This window comes from Paucisalibacillus globulus DSM 18846, from assembly GCF_000482485.1.
GTDB classification, from domain to species: domain Bacteria; phylum Bacillota; class Bacilli; order Bacillales; family Amphibacillaceae; genus Ornithinibacillus; species Ornithinibacillus globulus.
This window is the reverse complement of sequence record NZ_AXVK01000015.1, coordinates 69724-89330: the sequence shown is the minus strand read 5'-3', so window position 1 is coordinate 89330 and position 19607 is coordinate 69724. Positions and strand designations below refer to the sequence as shown.

At 32.9% G+C, this 19607-nt stretch carries 23 protein-coding genes; 16 read left to right on the top strand and 7 right to left on the bottom strand.

Annotated features, from left to right (window positions below; all coding sequences use genetic code 11):
• Positions 1-15 precede the first annotated feature (15 nt).
• From K332_RS0103980 to K332_RS0103905, 16 genes are all read left to right on the top strand, one after another.
• A complete protein-coding gene (locus tag K332_RS0103980; protein WP_051359340.1) occupies positions 16-945 on the top strand; it encodes a type II secretion system F family protein in 930 nt (309 codons plus the stop codon).
• A gap of 14 nt (positions 946-959) precedes the next feature.
• The gene (locus tag K332_RS0103975; RefSeq protein WP_026906281.1) at positions 960-1826 is read left to right on the top strand and encodes a type II secretion system F family protein; all 867 of its coding nucleotides are present in this window, start codon (positions 960-962) and stop codon (positions 1824-1826) included.
• Positions 1827-1847: 21 nt separating this feature from the next.
• Positions 1848-2021: a Flp1 family type IVb pilin gene (locus tag K332_RS23530; RefSeq protein WP_084287705.1), complete on the top strand. Its 174-nt coding sequence runs from the start codon at positions 1848-1850 to the stop codon at positions 2019-2021.
• Positions 2022-2218: 197 nt separating this feature from the next.
• Entirely contained in the window at positions 2219-2857 is a 639-nt protein-coding gene (locus tag K332_RS0103965; protein ID WP_026906280.1) for a DUF4352 domain-containing protein, read from the top strand.
• A 22-nt stretch (positions 2858-2879) separates the two neighbouring features.
• Positions 2880-3566: a DUF4352 domain-containing protein gene (locus K332_RS0103960; protein WP_026906279.1), complete on the top strand. Its 687-nt coding sequence runs from the start codon at positions 2880-2882 to the stop codon at positions 3564-3566.
• A gap of 240 nt (positions 3567-3806) precedes the next feature.
• Entirely contained in the window at positions 3807-4442 is a 636-nt protein-coding gene (locus K332_RS0103955; RefSeq protein ID WP_026906278.1) for a TadE/TadG family type IV pilus assembly protein, read from the top strand.
• Positions 4443-4521: 79 nt separating this feature from the next.
• Positions 4522-6663, top strand: coding sequence for a hypothetical protein (locus K332_RS0103950; protein WP_026906277.1), 2142 nt, complete (start codon positions 4522-4524; stop codon positions 6661-6663).
• A gap of 13 nt (positions 6664-6676) precedes the next feature.
• The gene (locus tag K332_RS0103945; protein WP_026906276.1) at positions 6677-7267 is read left to right on the top strand and encodes a DUF4352 domain-containing protein; all 591 of its coding nucleotides are present in this window, start codon (positions 6677-6679) and stop codon (positions 7265-7267) included.
• Between the two features lie 90 nt (positions 7268-7357).
• Complete coding sequence (locus tag K332_RS0103940; protein ID WP_026906275.1) at positions 7358-7747, top strand: hypothetical protein; 390 nt, start codon at positions 7358-7360, stop codon at positions 7745-7747.
• An 80-nt stretch (positions 7748-7827) separates the two neighbouring features.
• Entirely contained in the window at positions 7828-8418 is a 591-nt protein-coding gene (locus K332_RS0103935) for a TadE/TadG family type IV pilus assembly protein (RefSeq protein ID WP_026906274.1), read from the top strand.
• Between the two features lie 20 nt (positions 8419-8438).
• The gene (locus K332_RS0103930) at positions 8439-8957 is read left to right on the top strand and encodes an A24 family peptidase (RefSeq protein WP_026906273.1); all 519 of its coding nucleotides are present in this window, start codon (positions 8439-8441) and stop codon (positions 8955-8957) included.
• Positions 8958-8969: 12 nt separating this feature from the next.
• Positions 8970-10427 carry a DUF6382 domain-containing protein gene (locus K332_RS0103925; RefSeq protein ID WP_026906272.1) on the top strand — a complete coding sequence of 486 codons (1458 nt, stop codon included), beginning with the start codon at positions 8970-8972 and terminating at the stop codon, positions 10425-10427.
• A 247-nt stretch (positions 10428-10674) separates the two neighbouring features.
• Positions 10675-11244, top strand: coding sequence for a DUF4352 domain-containing protein (locus K332_RS0103920; protein ID WP_026906271.1), 570 nt, complete (start codon positions 10675-10677; stop codon positions 11242-11244).
• 181 nt (positions 11245-11425) lie between these two features.
• Positions 11426-11989, top strand: a complete 564-nt coding sequence (locus K332_RS0103915) for a DUF4352 domain-containing protein (RefSeq protein WP_026906270.1) — start codon at positions 11426-11428, stop codon at positions 11987-11989.
• A 5-nt stretch (positions 11990-11994) separates the two neighbouring features.
• Positions 11995-12438, top strand: coding sequence for a hypothetical protein (locus tag K332_RS0103910; RefSeq protein WP_026906269.1), 444 nt, complete (start codon positions 11995-11997; stop codon positions 12436-12438).
• A 74-nt stretch (positions 12439-12512) separates the two neighbouring features.
• A complete protein-coding gene (locus K332_RS0103905; protein ID WP_026906268.1) occupies positions 12513-13076 on the top strand; it encodes a DUF4352 domain-containing protein in 564 nt (187 codons plus the stop codon).
• Between the two features lie 71 nt (positions 13077-13147).
• Here the strand turns inward: K332_RS0103905 and sigK are convergent, their stop codons facing one another.
• The 7 genes from sigK to K332_RS0103870 all read right to left on the bottom strand — a co-directional run bounded on the left by sigK (position 13148) and on the right by K332_RS0103870 (position 19344).
• A complete protein-coding gene (gene sigK, locus K332_RS0103900) occupies positions 13148-13852 on the bottom strand; it encodes an RNA polymerase sporulation sigma factor SigK (protein ID WP_026906267.1) in 705 nt (234 codons plus the stop codon).
• Positions 13853-14054: 202 nt separating this feature from the next.
• On the bottom strand, positions 14055-14420 hold the full coding sequence (gene mnhG / locus K332_RS0103895) for a monovalent cation/H(+) antiporter subunit G (RefSeq protein WP_051359339.1): 366 nt from the start codon (positions 14418-14420) through the stop codon (positions 14055-14057).
• Positions 14401-14712, bottom strand: a complete 312-nt coding sequence (locus K332_RS0103890; RefSeq protein ID WP_026906265.1) for a Na(+)/H(+) antiporter subunit F1 — start codon at positions 14710-14712, stop codon at positions 14401-14403. The genes mnhG and K332_RS0103890 overlap by 20 nt, the downstream gene beginning before the upstream one ends.
• Positions 14713-15189, bottom strand: a complete 477-nt coding sequence (locus K332_RS0103885; RefSeq protein ID WP_026906264.1) for a Na+/H+ antiporter subunit E — start codon at positions 15187-15189, stop codon at positions 14713-14715.
• Between the two features lie 6 nt (positions 15190-15195).
• The gene (locus K332_RS0103880) at positions 15196-16674 is read right to left on the bottom strand and encodes a Na+/H+ antiporter subunit D (RefSeq protein WP_026906263.1); all 1479 of its coding nucleotides are present in this window, start codon (positions 16672-16674) and stop codon (positions 15196-15198) included.
• Positions 16667-17005: a Na(+)/H(+) antiporter subunit C gene (locus tag K332_RS0103875; RefSeq protein ID WP_026906262.1), complete on the bottom strand. Its 339-nt coding sequence runs from the start codon at positions 17003-17005 to the stop codon at positions 16667-16669. Before K332_RS0103875 ends, K332_RS0103880 begins: the two co-directional genes overlap by 8 nt.
• The gene (locus tag K332_RS0103870) at positions 17005-19344 is read right to left on the bottom strand and encodes a Na+/H+ antiporter subunit A (protein WP_026906261.1); all 2340 of its coding nucleotides are present in this window, start codon (positions 19342-19344) and stop codon (positions 17005-17007) included. The genes K332_RS0103875 and K332_RS0103870 overlap by 1 nt, the downstream gene beginning before the upstream one ends.
• Positions 19345-19607: the final 263 nt, after the last annotated feature.

The following is a 19607-nucleotide window of genomic DNA, read 5'->3' as shown; positions in this document are numbered from 1 at the left end:
AAGTAGGTGGTCAAAGTGGGAATTGATAAAATAATCGGACTTATTCTGATAGTTATCCTCATTGGTTTTATGGTTCTGCGTAGGATCTTAAAGGCAAAAAGAGTAAATGAAGAGAAAAAGTTAAATAACTTAAAAGAAAAACAGATTCGCGAAAGAACCATTCAAGCTATTCGAAGTAGAACAATTGGTGGTGATAAATTAATCGATTATGCCACGTATAAAGTTTCCTTTCAAGAGTGGATTAAATATTCGCTTATAGCTGGAGTTATTATTTATATAGTAGCGTACTTATTCTATGATAATTTGGTTCTCTCCATTGTAGCATCATTATTTGGTTTTATTTATCCAAAGTTTAAACGGAAACAATTAATTAATGTTCGAAAGGATGAATTATCCTTACAGTTTAAAGAAGCAATATCATCCTTAACATCATCATTAGCTGCAGGTCAGTCTATTGAAAATGCATTCCGTGATGCATTAAAAGATTTAAAATTGCTATATCCTGATGATCAAACATATATAGTTAGGGAATTTAATTTAATTAATCGGCGAGTTGAAAATGGCGAAATAATAGAAAGAGCACTTGATGATTTTGCTAATCGATCTGACATAGATGATATTCGAAATTTTGCTGATGTATTTATTACCTGTAAACGTACGGGGGGTGATTTGGTCGAAGTAATAAAACGAACTTCTGACATTATCACTGACAAAATTGAGATTCAACAGGACATTAAAGTGTTAATTTCCCAAAAAAAATTAGAGTCTAAAATTATGGCTGTTGCACCTTTAGGGATTACATATTTTCTAAAAGTATCCTCTCCAGATTTCGTTGCACCTCTATACGAATTTGGAACATTTGGTCCTGTCGTTATGACAATAGCATTAACATGTGTCATTTGTGGACTGTTAATAAGTCAAAAGATAATGGATATCAAGGTTTAGAAAGGAAAAGGACCATGATTTTAGAGATAATTCTACTTGTGATGGTTTTAATTGTTTTAATACTAGTATTTAAGAACAAGAAGATTTATGAACAATTTATTAAAGAATATCAGGAAGAGATTACATTACCGATGCTGGCACCTTATGCATTTTTTATTGTTGATAAGGTGAATTTTTACAAGAGGCTTCCGAGATTAATGAATTATATTCATCAAAAGATGATCATTTTAAGGGGAAGTAAATTTTCTCGAGATTATACCAAGATATATGCTGCAAAAATTATAATAGTAATTTCATTGTTAGTGTTTTTAGGACTTGTATTGGTTTTAGCTGATGATAGGGATTATAGTAATCTATTTTATGCTTTGTTTATTATTGTAATTGTTAGCTTTTACTTGGTAAGGGATTTAGATAAGAAGGTAAGAGAGCGAAAAGATTCTATCATTATGGAATTACCGGAGTTTGTTAATAAGATAATTCTATTAGTGAATGCTGGTGAAACCGTTCAGGGAGCAATCAAGAAATGTGTAGAACAGAATAAAGGAAACATCTACGATTCTCCACTATATTTTGAATTAAATGAAGCAGTTAACAAATTATCTTCGAACACACCGTTTCAAGATGTAATGAAGGATTTGAATTACCGTTGTGGAATTCAAGAGGTATCCGTCTTTACTACGACAGTTCTAATGAATTATCGAAAAGGTGGAGCATTACTAGTAAATTCATTGAAAGAGTTGTCTGTATCACTTTGGGACAAAAGAAAAACTGTAACAAGAATAAAAGGGGAAGAGGCATCATCTAAATTAATTTTCCCGATTATCTTTATTTTTGCGGCAGTAATTCTTATTGTTATATATCCTGCAATAGCAGTATTTTAAAATTAAAGGGAGAGATTATTTATGAAGGATTATTTAGTAAGATTTTGGAAAGACGAAGAAGGTTTGGAGACTATTGAGATTCTACTTATTTTATCTGTATTAATTATTATTGCCGTTATGTTTAAAGATAAGATTACGACTTGGGCTGAAGGTCTATTAGAAAAGGTTGATAAGGAACTAAAATTAGGAGAATAGTCTATTAGGAGTTTACGAGGGTGAAACATGATGAAATACTTTTTAATAGAGTACATTGGTAGTTTCATACATAGAAGCTACCCTTTGTCTTCCTACATTAATAATTCCCAGGTTGCCCCATACTTGGAATAACTCGCATAAGTATTTAACTATTTATCGGTAAGTTTTTTGAAGGAGGTTTAGCAACTTCTTTATTTTTGGTAGCTTGTTCAGATGATGAATCAATAGGTCATACTGATAATCAGTCAAGGACGGATGAGAGTTCAGTAGAAAATAAAAATACTAGTACAGATAACTCAGAATCCAGTAGTGATAAAGAAGTTAAGATTAAAACAGATAGAGATGAGGATATCCAAAAGAATAGTGTTGAACACATTGAACATCAGTACCGTCTTAAAATAGGTGAAACTGGTACAGTTGTGAGTTACTTTTCAAATGATTTGGACGATAGGATAAGTTATGAAGTTACATTAAATGAAATTCGATATGATGAAGAGCTTGAAACACATATCCAATTATTTGATGAAGTCTTTGCTGTAGTAGATGTGACAATTGAAAATATTGACGATCAGCCAATTGATTTGATTGATTTAGTTGTTCCAAGCTTTGGTGAATTAGGAACAAATGAATATCATAGTGCTGTTGGTTCAGAGTTTTTACAGAATATCCCTGAATTAACCATAATGGAAGGTGAATTACAACCAGGTGAATCAAAGACTGGAAATTTTGTTTTTGATGTTGATAAATCTAGTAAGTATCACTTTGCTGTGGGTACTAGATGGGATCAAATCGTTACATTAGCTGAATGGGAAATTAGTGCGGAAGAGGTTAAATAAAATTATACAAGGTTGAATTCTAATGATAAGAAATAAACTATTATTTACTTTTGTTATACTTTTAGCAATGTCTTTGTTTTTGGTAGGTTGTTCAGACGTTGAATCAACAAATCCATCCGATAAACAGTTAAAGACTGATGAGAATTTTGTGAAAAATAATAATGCAAGTTTAGATAACTCGGACTTCAGTAGTAATAATGCAAACAAGCAAGATTCAGATGGAAATAAAGAAGAAAAGAAAAAGGATGAACACATTGAACATCAGTATGGTCTTAAAATAGGTGAAACTGGTACAGTTGTGAGTTACTTTTCAAATAATTTGGATGATAGGATAAGGTATGAGGTTACATTAAATGAAGTACGATATGATGAGAATTTAGATTTGAGATTATTTGAAGATGCTTTTGTAGTGGTAGATATAACGATTAAAAATATAGATGACCAGTCATTTAAGTTAACCGATATTTTTACTCCGAATTTTGGTGATTTAGAATCGACTGTATATTTTGTACCTGTTAAATCTGAATTCGTACAGGACTTTTCAGGAATAACAATTCTAGAGGGGGAACTACAACCTGGCGAAACTAAAACAGGAAATTATGTATTTGATGTGCCTAATGCTGATAATTATAAATTTGCTTTCGGCAAAACCTCTGATCAAATCGTTACACTAGCTGAGTGGGAGCTTAGCGCAGAAGAGATAAAATAAATCCATCCATAGAATGTACAGATGAAAAAGTTTTTTAAGGCGAAGCGGGACTCGATTTCAATTTTTACTATTCTTATGATTCTCCTTATCTTTATCACAAATGCTTTATTCATTAATACATTTAGAGTCATATCTGCTGAAAGATTGTTTACAAGTGCGTTGGATAGTAGAATAGTCTATTAAACTATTAAAGAAAGTTTATAATGAACTAGAAATTTTTAATTTCAAGGAGGAACTAGTATGAAGTCCTTCTTTAAGGATGAACGGGGTAGTTTTACAATGGAAGCGACCCTTGTCTTTCCTTCTGTTTTAATTTTCACCATAATAGGGGTATTCTTTTGTATTATAGTTTTTCAAATGGGTACAGCCAATTATGTAGCACAGAAGGCAGCGAGTGAGCTTGCTTTTATTTGGAATAATTCACAAAAGGATATTACTAGTGGAGAATTCAATGAGGATCATTATTCGGGTCTTGGAAAAGGTGGAGACAATTTATATTGGCGTTTATCTGATAATAACATCTTGAGTATATTTGGATTAAACTCTTTTCCTAGTGAGGGACCTGTAGCTGATAAAATACAAAAAGTTAAAAATAAATACAATGGATCTATTCGTGTAAAAGATGTTCAATATAATAATAACCTCATTCATAGTGAGGTCGTGGTGGTAGCTGAATCTTCATTACATGTTCCATCCTTTATCACAACTTTGTTGGGATCTGATGTTGTAACTGCAGAATCGAGCAGAGTGGTAACCGATACTCCTGAACTTATTCGTACACACAACTTTGCCAAATACTTATGGAGTCAATTTGGACCAACTGGTGGATTGTCTGGAGCAATTTCGTCGATTAAAGGTTTTTTTGGAGCTCCATAAGAATCTCTGTAGAAAGAATAATATGTTTTTATAATCTTATGTTAGGACGATTCAGCAATTTTTTGTGGAGGTCCAGGTTATGATGAAAAAATTTAAAGGTTTTTGGATAAAAGATAGTGGAGCTGTTTCAGTATATGCGATCATTATTATCTTACCTATTTTTATTCTTAACGCCCTATTAATAGATAGTTTAAGAATTATTTCAGCTGAGAGAAAGATTGAAAATGCTATGGATGCTGCACTACGATCAACTTTGGCTCAATTTCACTCCGACTTGGCGGCTGTCGGATTATTTGCCTATGGTGGAGATGGTGCAAGTAGTGATTTTCAGAACTATGTAACCAAGCAAATACCTAATCCTGCTGATTTAAGCGGATTTCAAAATTTATCTAATCCATTAGTTGTATCTACTAATGCTTCATTTAATACTTCTCGTAACCTTGTAGACAATGATGTTTTTCGTCACCAGGTTCTTGAAAGCATGAAATATCAAGCTCCGGTACAATTAGGAGCTGACTTAGTCGGGTTATTTACGGGCGGTAAGGGTGTCACGATAGAGGAGATTGAGAAAACTGAAGAATTAGTAGAGAAATATGAAGAAATTATCAATCTGATGAGGAAACGAAATGCTCAAATAGATGAAGCAATACTTCAATTAGAAGAATATATTGAGGTCATTGAAACTGAAATTAAGAGGGATATTCTTGGTTCAAAAGTTACTTCCGGTGACGCGATTCCAAGTAATATCAAAACTTTTTATGAAATGCTCTTTTATAATACTCGTTATAAAGAATTAACAGAAAAAGAAAAACCAAGCAATGACGAAAAAAAGGAAATTAACAACTATGAAAAGGCATTGAATATAGATTTATATTCTGCTGTACTTGATGTGGAAATTTATTATCAAGATATACCAGAACATTTAATAGGATTTGGGAGAACACTTCAAAATCCTAAAGAAGGTTCTGCAAAACATTATAATGACCAAATATTGGAATTGATGGGAGATAATGAGCTTCTAAAAGAGCTTCAACCTTCTTTGTTACAAGATAAGTTTTTTCAAGATATTAAAACAGCAACTGATGAGATATACGAAGAGGTTAAGCTTGATAGGAATCCTGGTTCTACAATAATCGATTTAAGTAATCCAGGAAAGTATTCCATCCCCCAATTATCGGCTGGCTTTTATTATTTCATGAGTGGGAAAAATGTTACTGCTGGGGAAATTATTATTCAGACCATAGAGACTAAAGTTAATGATTTAACTAAAAAACAAGTAAAAACAATTAAGGGCCAAATGGATAATTATAGAATTGTAAAGGCACAGTTAGAGAACGTAGATACAGAAGCTGAGGAAGAGAAAGCCGACGAAAGCTTTGGAAGTCTATGGGCAAGATTAAATGAGTTTCAAGATATAAAGGATAATATTTCAGGTGATCTAGATATTTATTCTGAATTAGATACAATTGTTCAACAATATAATGGGGCTACAGGTATTGGCGGTGATGATACTGAACCAGCTAGGTTACAGTTTATAAAGGATGCATTTGATCGCTTTAAGGAGTTTATAGAGTTTATTCATGGATTTCCAGAATCTGTTCGAAACGAACTTTATATTAATGAATATATATTAGCCAACTACGGTATATCAGCACCATATGAACTTGATAATCATGAATCATACACTTATGCTAGTAAACAAGCAAATTATATTGTTTATGGATCTGCTACACCAGGAATGAATTATTTTTTATTTATAAAAGATGTAACACTCATACTATTCGTTGCTAACTTGATTTCTCAAGGTCTTCAGGGTGGATTTGCTGGACCATTAGGATTTTTTAAAGCATTGTCAGCTGCATTAGGTGAAACCTTAAACAATCTAAATGCACTCACTACAGGTAATTATTTTGCGCAATGGTCTCCATTTAAAGTATTTGGAATGAAAACTCCTATTACAATGACCTTGCCGATGTTCTTAAAGGTGATTATGGCAATGAAGTCTACAGGTAAATCGTATAATAATAATAAGTTAAGAAGATTGCAAGCAGTAGTAACAAAAGAGACAGGTGTTAATCTAATTGATGCACCATCTTATATTGAGGGGAATGTGACAGCAAAAGTAAAGCTTTGGTTTATACCTCAGTTAGCAGAAGTTTTACCAGGCAATGTAGAAGGAAGTTATTATATTATTAATATGAAAAAAGTATATTCTTATTAGGAGGTATTAAATTATGAAAAAACTTTTACTAGTTTTTATCTTAGGTGCGCTAATAATATTTATAGCTGGATGTAGTGAGGACAAAGAAAATTCGGAGGATAAGGGAAATAAAACTAATCCTAGCCAGGTAGTAGACAACGGTAATGTTGAGAGTTCTGAAGAAGAGGATAAAAAGAAAATTTATCAGATTGGAGAGACAGCAGTTATTACAAGTGACATGTATGAATTTGATTACGAGGTTACTGTTAATAATTTTGAATTAACTAGAGAATTTGATGGTGTTAAACTTGAGGAGTTTTTATTAAATGCACAAGATGTACAAAGGTTTGCTATTGTAGAGGTTACAATTAAAAACATAAGTGACCGAACTTATATTCCTAATGATATGTTCTCTGCTAACTTCTCAGGCATAGATGAAGAATCAGGACAAACATCATATGATGAATTTTTTACTGTTGGGGATGAAGAATTAGCACCAGGAGATGAGATATCAGGTCACTTAGTTTATATTACCTCTGTTGATTATGCTGATACTTTCCTTGTTAAATATGAAGTAATGTCTGAAGAAGAAACTCAATTTGAATTGCCTAATCCAGAGATGTAATTTATACGAAAAATAAATTTAAATTATCAGTTGAATGAGAGGTTTTTAAATTTACAACTTCTCATTCAGCTTATTTAGGAGTTGATTTTTTTGAAAAAGAATATGTTGATGTTTTTATTCATTGCAACTTTAGGTATTCTTAGTGGTTGTAGTAGTGATACAGCTGGTGGAGAAAACTATTTTGGTATAGAAAAGTTAAATAAAAGTAAAGCAAAAGACATATTAATTCAGGATATTTTAGATTCAAACGTAATTAAAAATAATGGTGTTGACTACGGTAAATCTGATATTGAAATAGTTAAGTTATGTGAAGCTTATAATATTCTCGAAACTAAAGACGAATTTACTGGAAGGTTCCAAGTCTTTTGGAAAACTACAGATGGGGACATTGAAGAGTATATTCAATTGACTCAAAATTATACTACTGAGAAAGTTGCAAATCATGAAGCGATAGCGGATAGATGCATAACGGATTTATAGAATACTTATACGAAGACAGTTTTTATCTGTTTAGTGTCTTAAGATAAAAAGAAAATATATAGGGTTGAGAGGGGATATATTTGTTTCTTAAAAAAGAAGACGGTAGTATAACGATTGAAGCAACGTTAATTATCCCGATATTTTTATTTTTTATTTTATTTTTGACGTCACTTTCAAAAATAACTATTGCCGAAATGGCATTAGAGGAATCTATGAGCGAGACTGCACAGGGTGTTGCTCATTATTCCTATTTAGCTATGGTTGGTCAAAAACAGATTCAGACTGCGTCTGAAGGTTTCGTTGATTCATTAACAGAAACTGCTAGTGGAAAGCTTGGGAATCATGCAGTAGCAAATTACTTGCTAGATAAGCTAGCCACAATTGGAAAAGATATGATTCCATCATCTGGTCAAGCCTTAAATTATTTTTCGGATTCCATATATGAAGGAATGATAATCGATAGTTACAAGGAGAAGGTAAACAGCTCTGATTTTTTTAATCCAAACGGGATTACTGTGACTAACTCTACTTTTCCTCAATCAACTAGTGGTGAGGGTGCAGATGTTTTGATTGAAGCAGAAAATGAACTGAAATTGGTCCTTCCGTTTTTTGAAAAAACAATTAAAATTAAAAAAGTCGTGGTAGAACGTGCTTGGGTTGGAACCGAGTAGATTAGAAGAGGGGGCTTCAATTGGGCGGCCAATTTATTATATTATTTTTATTTTTAATAGTTGCATCATTCTATGATATTAAATATAACCGAATTCCAAATTGGTTAAATGTTTCAGGAGTTATTATTGGGATAGTGTACCATCTAATCTTTAATCAGTTGGATGGGTTTATTCATTCTATTACAGGAATGTTTGTAGGTGGAGGAGTTTTATTCATTTTATACTTATTCAAAGCAATTGGAGCAGGTGATGTTAAATTATTCGCTGCGATAGGTGCTTTAGCTGGTGTCTTATTTACTTTATATTCTATAATGTATTCTATTATTTTTGCTGGTATTATTGGATTAATAATCTTATTATTTACCAAAACATTCTTTATTAATATGACATTAGCTTTTTTACATATAAAAGAATCCATACAAAAAAGAGATTTAACCCCATTAGATGAATTTAAAAATAATATTTCAAATCGATTTCCATTCATATATGCTGTTGTCCCAGGTGTAATAGTATCATATTACTATATGTTTTTAGTGTAAGGGGGAAATAATATGTCGACTTTGACGAATACATTTCATATAGGCTACGTGCAATCTAATGGACTATACATGAAAATTCAAAAAAGCGAAGATAACGGTTTTCAGTTAGAAGAATTTCAGGAACTTCAAATGAAAATGATTCAAGCTAATCGCATTCCGCGACTTGTTCCAATTAGTTTTGAAGAAAAGAACGGTGAAATAAATGTTTTTTATCGTATTGAGGGTTTAAGAAAACTACGTAATATTCTTTCAGATGGGCAATTAACAATGCAAGATTTCTACACCTTATTTATTAATATTATCCAATGTTTGCAGGATGCAAATAATAACATGCTGAGTGAAGAACATTACATGCTTCATGAGGACTTTATTTATGTAGGTAATGGCTATCATCAAGTTAATATGACCTATCTTCCTTTAAAGGATATTGGTAATGTAACGCCTTTTTATGACAGACTTAAACAATTATTACTCAATATTGCGAGTGAAATCCATGGTATAAACGGAAATCAATTTAAGATGATTCTAAATTATATTAAGGATCCAGGGTTTAGTTTACAAGGATTAAAAAATCTGTTGCAGGATTTGCAGGGGAACGTAGCTACCCCATCTAATAACCAGAATCAACATATAGAATCGAATGCGTATCTACAAGAGGAAACAATAATCAAGCAGGTGAAAAAATTACCTCCATTAAGGAGTAAAGAAAAGGTTTATTCCATTTTAATTTCCCTTCTATTAATTGCAGCTAGTTGGAAATTATCAGAGGATGCTTCTTCTTCAATTATGTTATTAGTTTCCGTTTGTTTAACTATCATAATAGTTGCGGGATTATTAATTTACTGGTTTGGATGGCGTCCAGGGGTTGAACCTATTATAACTGAGAAAGAAGTCAAAGTTACTAAACCTAGCCAGTCTAAGAAAAAGCAAATGCCTAACACATCTACAGTTCCGCATCAATCAAATGCTGTCGAAGGGCAGAGTAATGCGGATAATAGTGATGTAATAAGCAAAGAAGAGTGGCAAGCATTAAATAAGGAATTCGCGTCGGCATTACAAGAGAACTCTTATAATAACTTAAATAAAAATAAGCCTGAATCTGATGATTATGTAAGTTCGGATGAAACTACATTACTTAATGAAGAGATGATTTTAGGAAAGCCTAGAGTATTAAATTATTTAACAAAGGAAGATGGGGAAAAGATAGAAAAAATTGAATTAAAAAAGGAAAGTATTGTAGTAGGTAGAGCTGGAAAAGGTACGGATGTTGTCGAGAAAGGTACTGGTGTTTCTCGTTTACATTTTGAACTTGTTAAACTTTCGGATACATATGGAATAAAGGATTTAGGTTCTACCAATGGAACCTATGTAAATGACAAGAAAATTATGCCATACGAAATACATGAGCTTAAACATGACGATGAAATTCGAGTAGGCAAAACGATGTATCTATATAAGGTTGAATTTTAATAAAGGAATATAAGTAAAAGGGCAGTACTTGTACTGCCCTTTTACTTGGTAGTTAGGAAAGTATAAAAAACTTTCCGCCGACATAAGAAAAACTAACACATTCGCAAAAGGACGAGCGTAAGCAAGTTTTTCTAAGAATGAAGAAGTTACCAGGTACTTTGTAAGGATGTAATACACCGTTCTACTTACTTTTTAATGAAAATGGATTATTCATAATAATAATAATAATAATAAGGGGTGTAGATCTTTGAAAAAACTACTTCTAATACTTTTGGCCGCAATCTTACTAACTGGCTGTAGTGATAACGAGAAAGATACTGCTTCAGATTCATCAAAAGAAATCGAGAATTCTGATGCACTATCAAAGAATGAAGATAAAGATGAAGAAAGAGTTTATCAAATTGGAGAAACTGCAGTAATTACTAGTGATATTTATGAGTTTGATTATGAAGTGACTGTGTCCGATTTTAACTTAACTACAGAAGTAGATGGTGATACAATTGAGGAGTTTGTTATCGGGGCTGACGAAACAAATAGATTTGCAGTTGTAGATGTTACGATTAAAAATATTAGTGAAGAGGAAATTATACCAAACAGACAATTTTCTGCTAATCTTGGTGGAAAAGAGGATCTTGGCGGTATTACTTCATATAATGAATATTTCCCTGAAGGTGACGAGATACTTGAACCTGGTGAAGAGGTAAAAGGGCATTTAGTATATTCTACGACATCAGATTACTCAGATACATTTATATTGAAGTATGAAATATCGACTGATGAAGAAACTCATTTTATTTTACCTAATCCTGAGCTATAATTTTAGATCATTATCAAATTCGGAACTTGTAGGATGAGAAGAATTATTATCTTCTTATCCAAATTCAATTTAACAGTGAAATAAATGAAAAGTATTAATTGAAATTTATACTAAATGAATTTGGTAACTCTTTATCTGAATGTAAAGGCTATATGATAAATCAAATGGGGTGAAAAATAAAATGAAGAAAATTTTAACTTTTGTGATATTAATGATTCTATTAGTCGCATGTAGTGATGATAATTCAAGTAATAAAGATATAACGAAAAATGTAGACCAAAACGAATCTGATACTAGTAGTAATGAAGATATAAAAGAGTATACAATCGGTGAAACAGCCATAATCACTAGTGATTTTTATGGTTTCGATTATGAAATTACGGTTTCAGACTTTCAGCTTACTAGAGAAGTAGATGGTGTCAAAATTGAGGATTATTTATCTGGTGCGGTAGAGTCTAATAGATTCGCAGTTATTGATGTCACAATTAAAAATATCAGTGATAACGCTTATGTTCCTAATGAAATGTTTTCCGCTAACTTTGCAAAGGAAACTGAACGTGCTGGAGATACTGATGAAGATCAGTTTTTTACAATTGCTGATGAAGAATTGCAACCAGGTGAGGAAATGTCCGGACACATAGTTTATCTTCTTGACTTAGATGATTCACAGGAATTCAGATTAAAATATGAGTTTTTTACAGAAGAAGAAACACATTTTGTACTTCCTAGACCAGCAGGAGAATAAGTTTAATGGCAATAAAACCAAAAGAGAAGTGTGTAGTGATTATGGGGGTTACGATGAATAGGAGAAAATATAAGTTCTTAATAATTACTGTATTAATTCTATTAGCTGCCTGTAGTAATGGTAAATCAGGAAATAATGATCTTGTTTATCTTGAAGATTTAGATCGTGCTAAGGCAAAAGAGGCTATTATAAATGGTGCTTTAGAATCAAATGTTTTAAGTAATGCCGAGATGAATTATAGTGGTTCAGATATAAAGATTATAAGTTTGTGCGAAGCGTTAGAAATTAATTATAAAAGTGAAGGCTTCAAAAAGTATGGATATTTTCAAGTAATCTGGGAAACAAATGATGGTCTATATGATGGCTATTTCCTATTAAATGGTGAGTATGGGGTTGAAAATTATGCTAATTTCCAAAGCATAGAAGACCGGTGTATAACGGATTTATGATTTTAAATATTCAATGCGTAAAAATAAGCTAGATAAGATATGTGTATAAATCAAATCGGAGGTTAAATGGTAGTATGAAGAGATATTTAATTTTGATGGTATTGAGTATCGTTTTAGTCGCATGCAGTGATGATAATTCCAGTGATGGCGGAACAACGGATAACGCGGGCCAAACCGAATCTGATACTAGTAGTAATGGTGGAATAAAAGAGTACTCTATTGGGGATACAGCTGTAATCACAAGTGATTTTTATGATTTTAATTATGAAGTAACGGTTTCAGACTTTCAGCTTACTAGAGAAGTAGATGGTGTCAAAATTGAGGATTATTTATCTGGTGCGAGAGAAACTCATAGGTTTGCAGTTATTGATGTCACAATTAAAAACATTACTGATAGTTCATATATTCCTAATGAAATGTTTTCCGCTAACTTTGCAAAGGAAACTGAACGTGCTGGAGATACTGATGAAGATCAGTTTTTTACAATTGCAGATCAAGAATTAGACGCAGGTGAGGAACTCTCAGGTCATATTGTATATATTATTAATTTAGATGATTCACAAGAGTTTAAGTTAAAATACGAGATTAATACAGATGAGGAAACTCATTTTGTACTTCCAATGCCAGAGAGTGAGTAATTTTATTACGAAGAGGGCAGTTTACATACTGCCCTTTACTTAGTTCATAACAGTAAAGAATGTAACAATAGTTATCCTTTTCGCTCATTCCGATAATACTCATGAAAAACTTTCATTAAAGCCCTTTTTTCGATTCGAGATACATAACTTCTTGAAATATTAAGTTTTTTAGCTATCTCACGTTGAGTCATTTCCTTTTTATCATTCAATCCGTAGCGATAAATGATTACTTCCCTTTCGCGTTTATCTAGAATTGAAAAATAATCCTGCATTTTTTCAATTTCCATATTTAATTGGATGTATTCAATCACATTTTCATTCTCAGCTTCTAAAATGTCAATAAGACTAATTTCGTTACCTTCTTTATCCTGGCCGATCGGATCGTGTAACGAAACGTCTTTTTTAACCTTTTTTAAAGCTCGTAAATGCATCAGTATTTCATTTTCTATGCATCTTGCAGCATAAGTTGCAAGCTTTGTCCCCTTGCCCACAGAGAAGCTCTCAATCCCCTTAATTAATCCAATCGTTCCAATGGAGATTAAGTCCTCCATATCTTCGCCTGTATTTTCAAATTTCTTTACGATATGGGCAACAAGTCTCAAATTATGTTCAATCAATTTATTTCTTGCTTCTTCACTTCCATTTTGCATTTCCGCAATGTATTTAGCTTCTTCTTCTGAAGATAGGGGTTGTGGAAACGCATGGTTTTTTACGTAGGAAACAAAGAATAGAGCTTCCTTTATTAGCAATGCAAGGACACTCAATATTCCGGACAAACACATACACCTCCTGACTAGGCTGGGCTATAGCCTATATAAACACACTATGATGATAAAGCGTGTCTTGTGTCTGTCCTTCCAAAATAAAGTGAAACTTCATTTATTGGGGCTTGCGGTTAGTAAATTTTTGGGAAATTTTATTCTAAAAAAAGAACGTCTCAGAGGGAGATGATGTCTCCATTAAGACGTTCCATTTAATTTATTGTTGTTTTCGCATTGCCTCTTCATATGCATCTGTTCGATTTTTTGTTAGAGGCTTGATTCCACTATTATGTGCTGCTCGTCCAATCATATGAGCGGAAACAGGAGCAGTTATCATAATAAATAAAATACCGAGTAAAAGTTTTCCACTTACAATATCTTCTTTCACATATAAGTAGAGAAACGCTGCAATTAAGATACTAGAAACACCGAGAGTAGAAGCTTTTGTAGCAGCGTGAAGTCTCGTATATATGTCTGGAAACCGTATAATTCCAATTGTTGCGGAAAGGGTAATAAACGCTCCAATTAAGACTAAAAGAATGACAATAATATTAATAACTAATTCAATCCATGTCCCTGTCAATAATAACACCCTTTTCTACATATTTTGCCGTAGCAAGTGTACCTAAGAATCCTAGAATCCCTACAAGCAAGGCAACATCGTTTAAATACGGTGTTGAAAGATAAATGGCGATTATACCTGTTAATGCCATTAGGTTAATCCCAATTGTATCTAAACCAACCGCACGATCTGGGTTTGTTGGCCCTTTGAAAATACGATATAGAAGTAATAGTAGTGAAACTCCAATGAAGATGGAAGAAATAATAATTGTGTATTTCAGTAATGTATCTGTAAATGCAATAGCATCTGCCATCTATCTCGTCACCTCCAAAATCGCCTTCTCGAAGCTATCCTTGATTTCCTGAATGGATTGGTCTACCTCATCAATATCCATTGCATGAATAAATAACGTATCATTGTTTTCTGAAATAGCCACAGACAAGGTTCCTGGTGTTAATGAAATTAGGTGTGCTAATAATGTAATTTCCCAGTTACTTTTTACTTCAAGTGGTAAAGCAAAAATACCAGGTTCAATATCAGGCTTTGGTGTATAAACAAGTTTAAGGATGCTTAAATTTGAAAAAACTAATTCCCTTATAAAAATAAGAATAAGTTTAATGATCTTCACAATACGTATACCGTAAAATCTACCAGGAATAAATCTATTTAATAGAAGAACTAATAGTAGACCCCATATATACCCAGCGATAAAACTAGCAATCGTATAAGACTCACTTAAGAACATCCACATGAGCGCTATAATGATATTAATTAAAATCTGAAAGGCCATAATCGTCTACTCCTTTAACACAGAATCTATATAAATTTGGGGGTCTAGTAAGTATTCTGCAATTCCATCAATGGCAGGATAAACAAATTGTGCTCCTATTCCTAGAAAAACAGAAATTGCTAATAAGCAAATTATAGGTATGAGCAATCCTGCTGATACTTTTTTAGACATATGACTTTCATCTTTTTCTCCCCAGAAACCTCGAATGAATATTTTCATAACAGAGTAGAGGATTAGTAAGCTGGATAAAAGGGCTATAATTGTGATTATTATTTCATCCGCTGATAATGCACCTCTTAGCAGTAACAGTTTCCCGATAAAACCGCTAAATGGAGGGATGCCTGCTAGTATAAATGCACTAATGAAGAGTAACCATCCTAAAATAGGGTAGTGATGGATTAGTCCTTTCATTCTTCTTAAGTCTGATGTGCCTGCAACATATGCAATGACACCTACTAATAAAAATAGTGCTGATTTAATAATCATATCATGGATCAAATAGTAGATAGAGCCAGTAAGTGAATCCTGGTTAAAGATGCCAATCCCCATGATAATAAAGCCAATAGCTGGGATGATGTTATAGGCAATGATTAGCTTAATATTGTTTGTTGAAAGTGCACCTATAACACCAAAAAGCATGGATAAGCCTGCAATCCAAATAAATGCTTCATGTGTAATTTCCATCTTGTAAACGAAAATAAGTGAAAATACCCGAAGTATGGAGTAGATACCTACTTTAGTTAGCAAGGCCCCAAATAATGCCGAGACAACCGGGTTTGGAACGATATAAGGTCTTGGTAGCCAGTAATATAATGGAAATAGGGCTGCCTTAGTTCCAAAAACAAAGAATAATAAAATACCAATAGTTGTTAGTATACCTTTTTGTTCTACTTCTGCAACACGTTCAGCAATATGGGCCATATTTACAGTTCCAACAACACCATATAATAATGCTACCGCAGTAACAAAGAGCATAGAGGAGAATAAATTTATCAAGACGTATTTAACAGATTCTCTAAGTTGGATTTTATCGCCACCTAAAACAATTAGCGCGTAGGAAGCCATCAATAGAACCTCAAAGAATACGAATAAGTTAAATAAATCCCCTGTTAAAAATGCACCAGAAACACCGGATATTAATAAGAAAAAGAAGGTGTAATAGTAATGTGTTTCTTGTTTTAAACTTAACGAATGTGGTGCATAAAATGCAGCAGTTGCTGCGATGATATTTGTAGTTAAGACGAGTAATATGGATAGTTGGTCTGCGACAATAATAATTCCATAGGGTGCAGCCCAATCTCCCGTTTCTAGAATGATAGAGTCATTCGTAAATACCGTATAAGCAACGTACGCCACTATAAGTAGACTAATAATAGAAAATAGTTTTGATAAGAAACGTGTTATTTTAACATTCTTATTCGTAAAAGCAACTATTATACCGGCTAACATAGGGATGATAATCGGTAAAATCGCTAAATTACTCATTCGATTCACCCCTCATTTCTTCCATATTATCTGTATTATTTTCTTTTGCTGTCCTATAACTTAATACAAGTAAAAGACTCGTAATACCAAAGCTAATAACTATGGACGTCAAAATTAGTGCCTGTGGTAAGGGATCGGTGTAATTAGTAACAGATTCGTCCAAAATAGGGGGATTACCACGTTTTAATTTCCCCATTGTTAAAATAACTAAGTGTGCACCGTGAGAAAGTAATACGGTTCCGATAATAATACGTAATAACTGCTTTTGTAATATGTTATAGATAGCTGTAGCAAACAAGATTCCAGCTAATATTAGGATAATATATTCCATTAGTCTGCCTCCTTGTCTTTTCTTACTTTAATGAGGCTGTATATTGCTAAAGCAGCAATTCCAAGTACTGTAATCTCGAATAATGTATCTAGTCCACGCATATCCACTAAGATCACGTTAACGATATTATTTCCGCCACCTAATGAATATGATGTTTCTACAAAGTAGTCTGATATGGTCTTGAACCAGTCTGAACTATGCGCAGCAATACCAACCATCGTAATTAAGACTCCAGTACCAACAGCTAGGAAGAGATTCGTAATGGATGTACTTACTGATTCATTTCTTTTTTGTAGCTCTGGTAAATGGTAATAGGCAAGTAGAAATAGAGCCATGGATACCGTTTCAACAACAAGCTGAGTTAAAGCTAAGTCAGGTGCCCGGAACACAACAAAGAGAATAGATATTCCAAATCCAACAATACCAGTAATGATGATTAATGCTAACTTATTATTTACAAAAATGGTACAAATAGCTGCAAGAACCATAATCAGAACAATTGCAATATCAACTATTTCAACTTCCGCTAAATCGCCAAAGGAAATATTTTTAAATCCACCTGATGCAAACATGACAGTAAATGTGAAAATGATAATTGTTGCTAAAATAATCGACATATATAGTTTTAGCGAACCAGTCATGTAAGAGTTTGTAATTTTAGCAGAATATTCATCGGTTTTTCCAATTATCATGTCATAGGTCTTATTTAGACTAAGTTTACCTGGGATAGCCTTATATATATTACTCCATTTTTTACGGGTTAAAAATAGAATAATCCCAACGCCAACAACTACTAGTGTCATCTTAAAGGCGGGTATTAGACCATGCCAAAATACTACCGGCTCTATTTCGAAATTACTGTTAGTAATGGCGTGTGCTGCATGAGTTAGCAATGAGCCATTTACAAGGTTAGGGAATAACCCAATTATGATTACCCCGAAAACAAGCACAATCGGTGATATTAGCATCCCAATCGGTGCTTCATGTGGTTTTTTAGGAAGTAATTTGAGTTTTTTCGGTCCGGTGAACACACCAAAGAAAAAGTACATGGAATATACAAAGGTAAAAATACTACCAAATACAGCTAAATAGGGAATAGCTTCGGATAAAAAGCTAGCTATTGAATTACTATTTTCATTTAATAGCGTGGTTGCTTTAAAGAATAATTCTTTACTGTAAAATCCGTTTAGGAATGGTAGTGGAATTCCAGCCATGGAAAAAGTACCGAAGAGCGCTAATGTAGCTGATATTGGCATAAATGTAAGTAATCCGCCAAGTTTACGAATATCTCTTGTCCCAGTTTCATGATCAATTATTCCTGCAATCATAAAGAGACTTCCTTTAAAGGTAGCATGGTTTAAAATATGGAAAACAGCAGCAAAAACAGCAACTTCTGTTCCGAAACCAAGCATGGCCATAATCATACCTAATTGACTAATAGTAGAAAAGGCAAGGATACCTTTTAAATCAGTTTGTCTTACTGCCATATAAGAAGCCCATACCAATGTAACGATACCGACTAAGCTAACACTGATAAAAAACCATTCATACACAACGAAAATAGGTAAAAACCGTGCTACTAGATAGATTCCAGCTTTAACCATAGTAGCGGAGTGTAAATAAGCGCTAACTGGTGTTGGAGCTTCCATTGCATCGGGAAGCCAAATGTGAAATGGAAACTGTGCAGACTTCGTAAATGCACCTAATAAAATAAACACAAGAATAAGTGGCATATATCCACTGTTTACAATAACATCAACTTGATCAATCATCGAACGAATGCTGGTCGTTCCAGTAATTACAGAAAGTAAAACAAGACCACCAAGCATACTTAAACCACCAAATATGGTGATTAGCATTGATTTCTGTGCACCGTAGCGTGACCGTTCACGATGATGCCAAAATCCAATTAACAAGAAAGAAGATATAGACGTTAATTCCCAAAAAGTATAGAGAACAAACACGTTATCAGACAATACCACTCCTAGCATCGCTGTCATAAACATTAAAAGGTATACATAGAAATGACCAAGTTTCTCTGAAATGTGTAGGTAGTAGATGGAATAAAATACAACAAGAGTACCAATTCCACTAATTAGTAGGACAAATAGAAGACTTAGCCCATCTAAATAAAAATCTAAATTGATGTTAAGTGAAGGAATCCAGTTATATGTATGACGTACAGCAGAGAAGTCTTTACCTATAAAACTTAAAAAGTAAAGGAAGATTCCTAAGGGGATAAAAACAACGAAAATACCTGTATGTACTTTATATTTAATTTTGCTTATGGTTGGAACTAATAAAGCAAATACAAGTGGTAATAAAACTGCGAAAATCATGTATGAATAGACCTCCTATTAAATTATCGATTATTTCAGAAATGAATTATAGAATGAATTATAGCTAACCAGCACTTCACTTTTATTTCTTAAATTGCCTGCCTCCATCTTTACAGTATGATATATTCATTCTAATACATACATGGTTAAGTCACAAAGTGAAATACCGTAAGTATATAAAAAATAGCTTATCATAATTTAAAGGAAGACAGAATAAAAAACTCTCACCATTCACAAGAATGACAAGAGTAATTTTTTTTTCT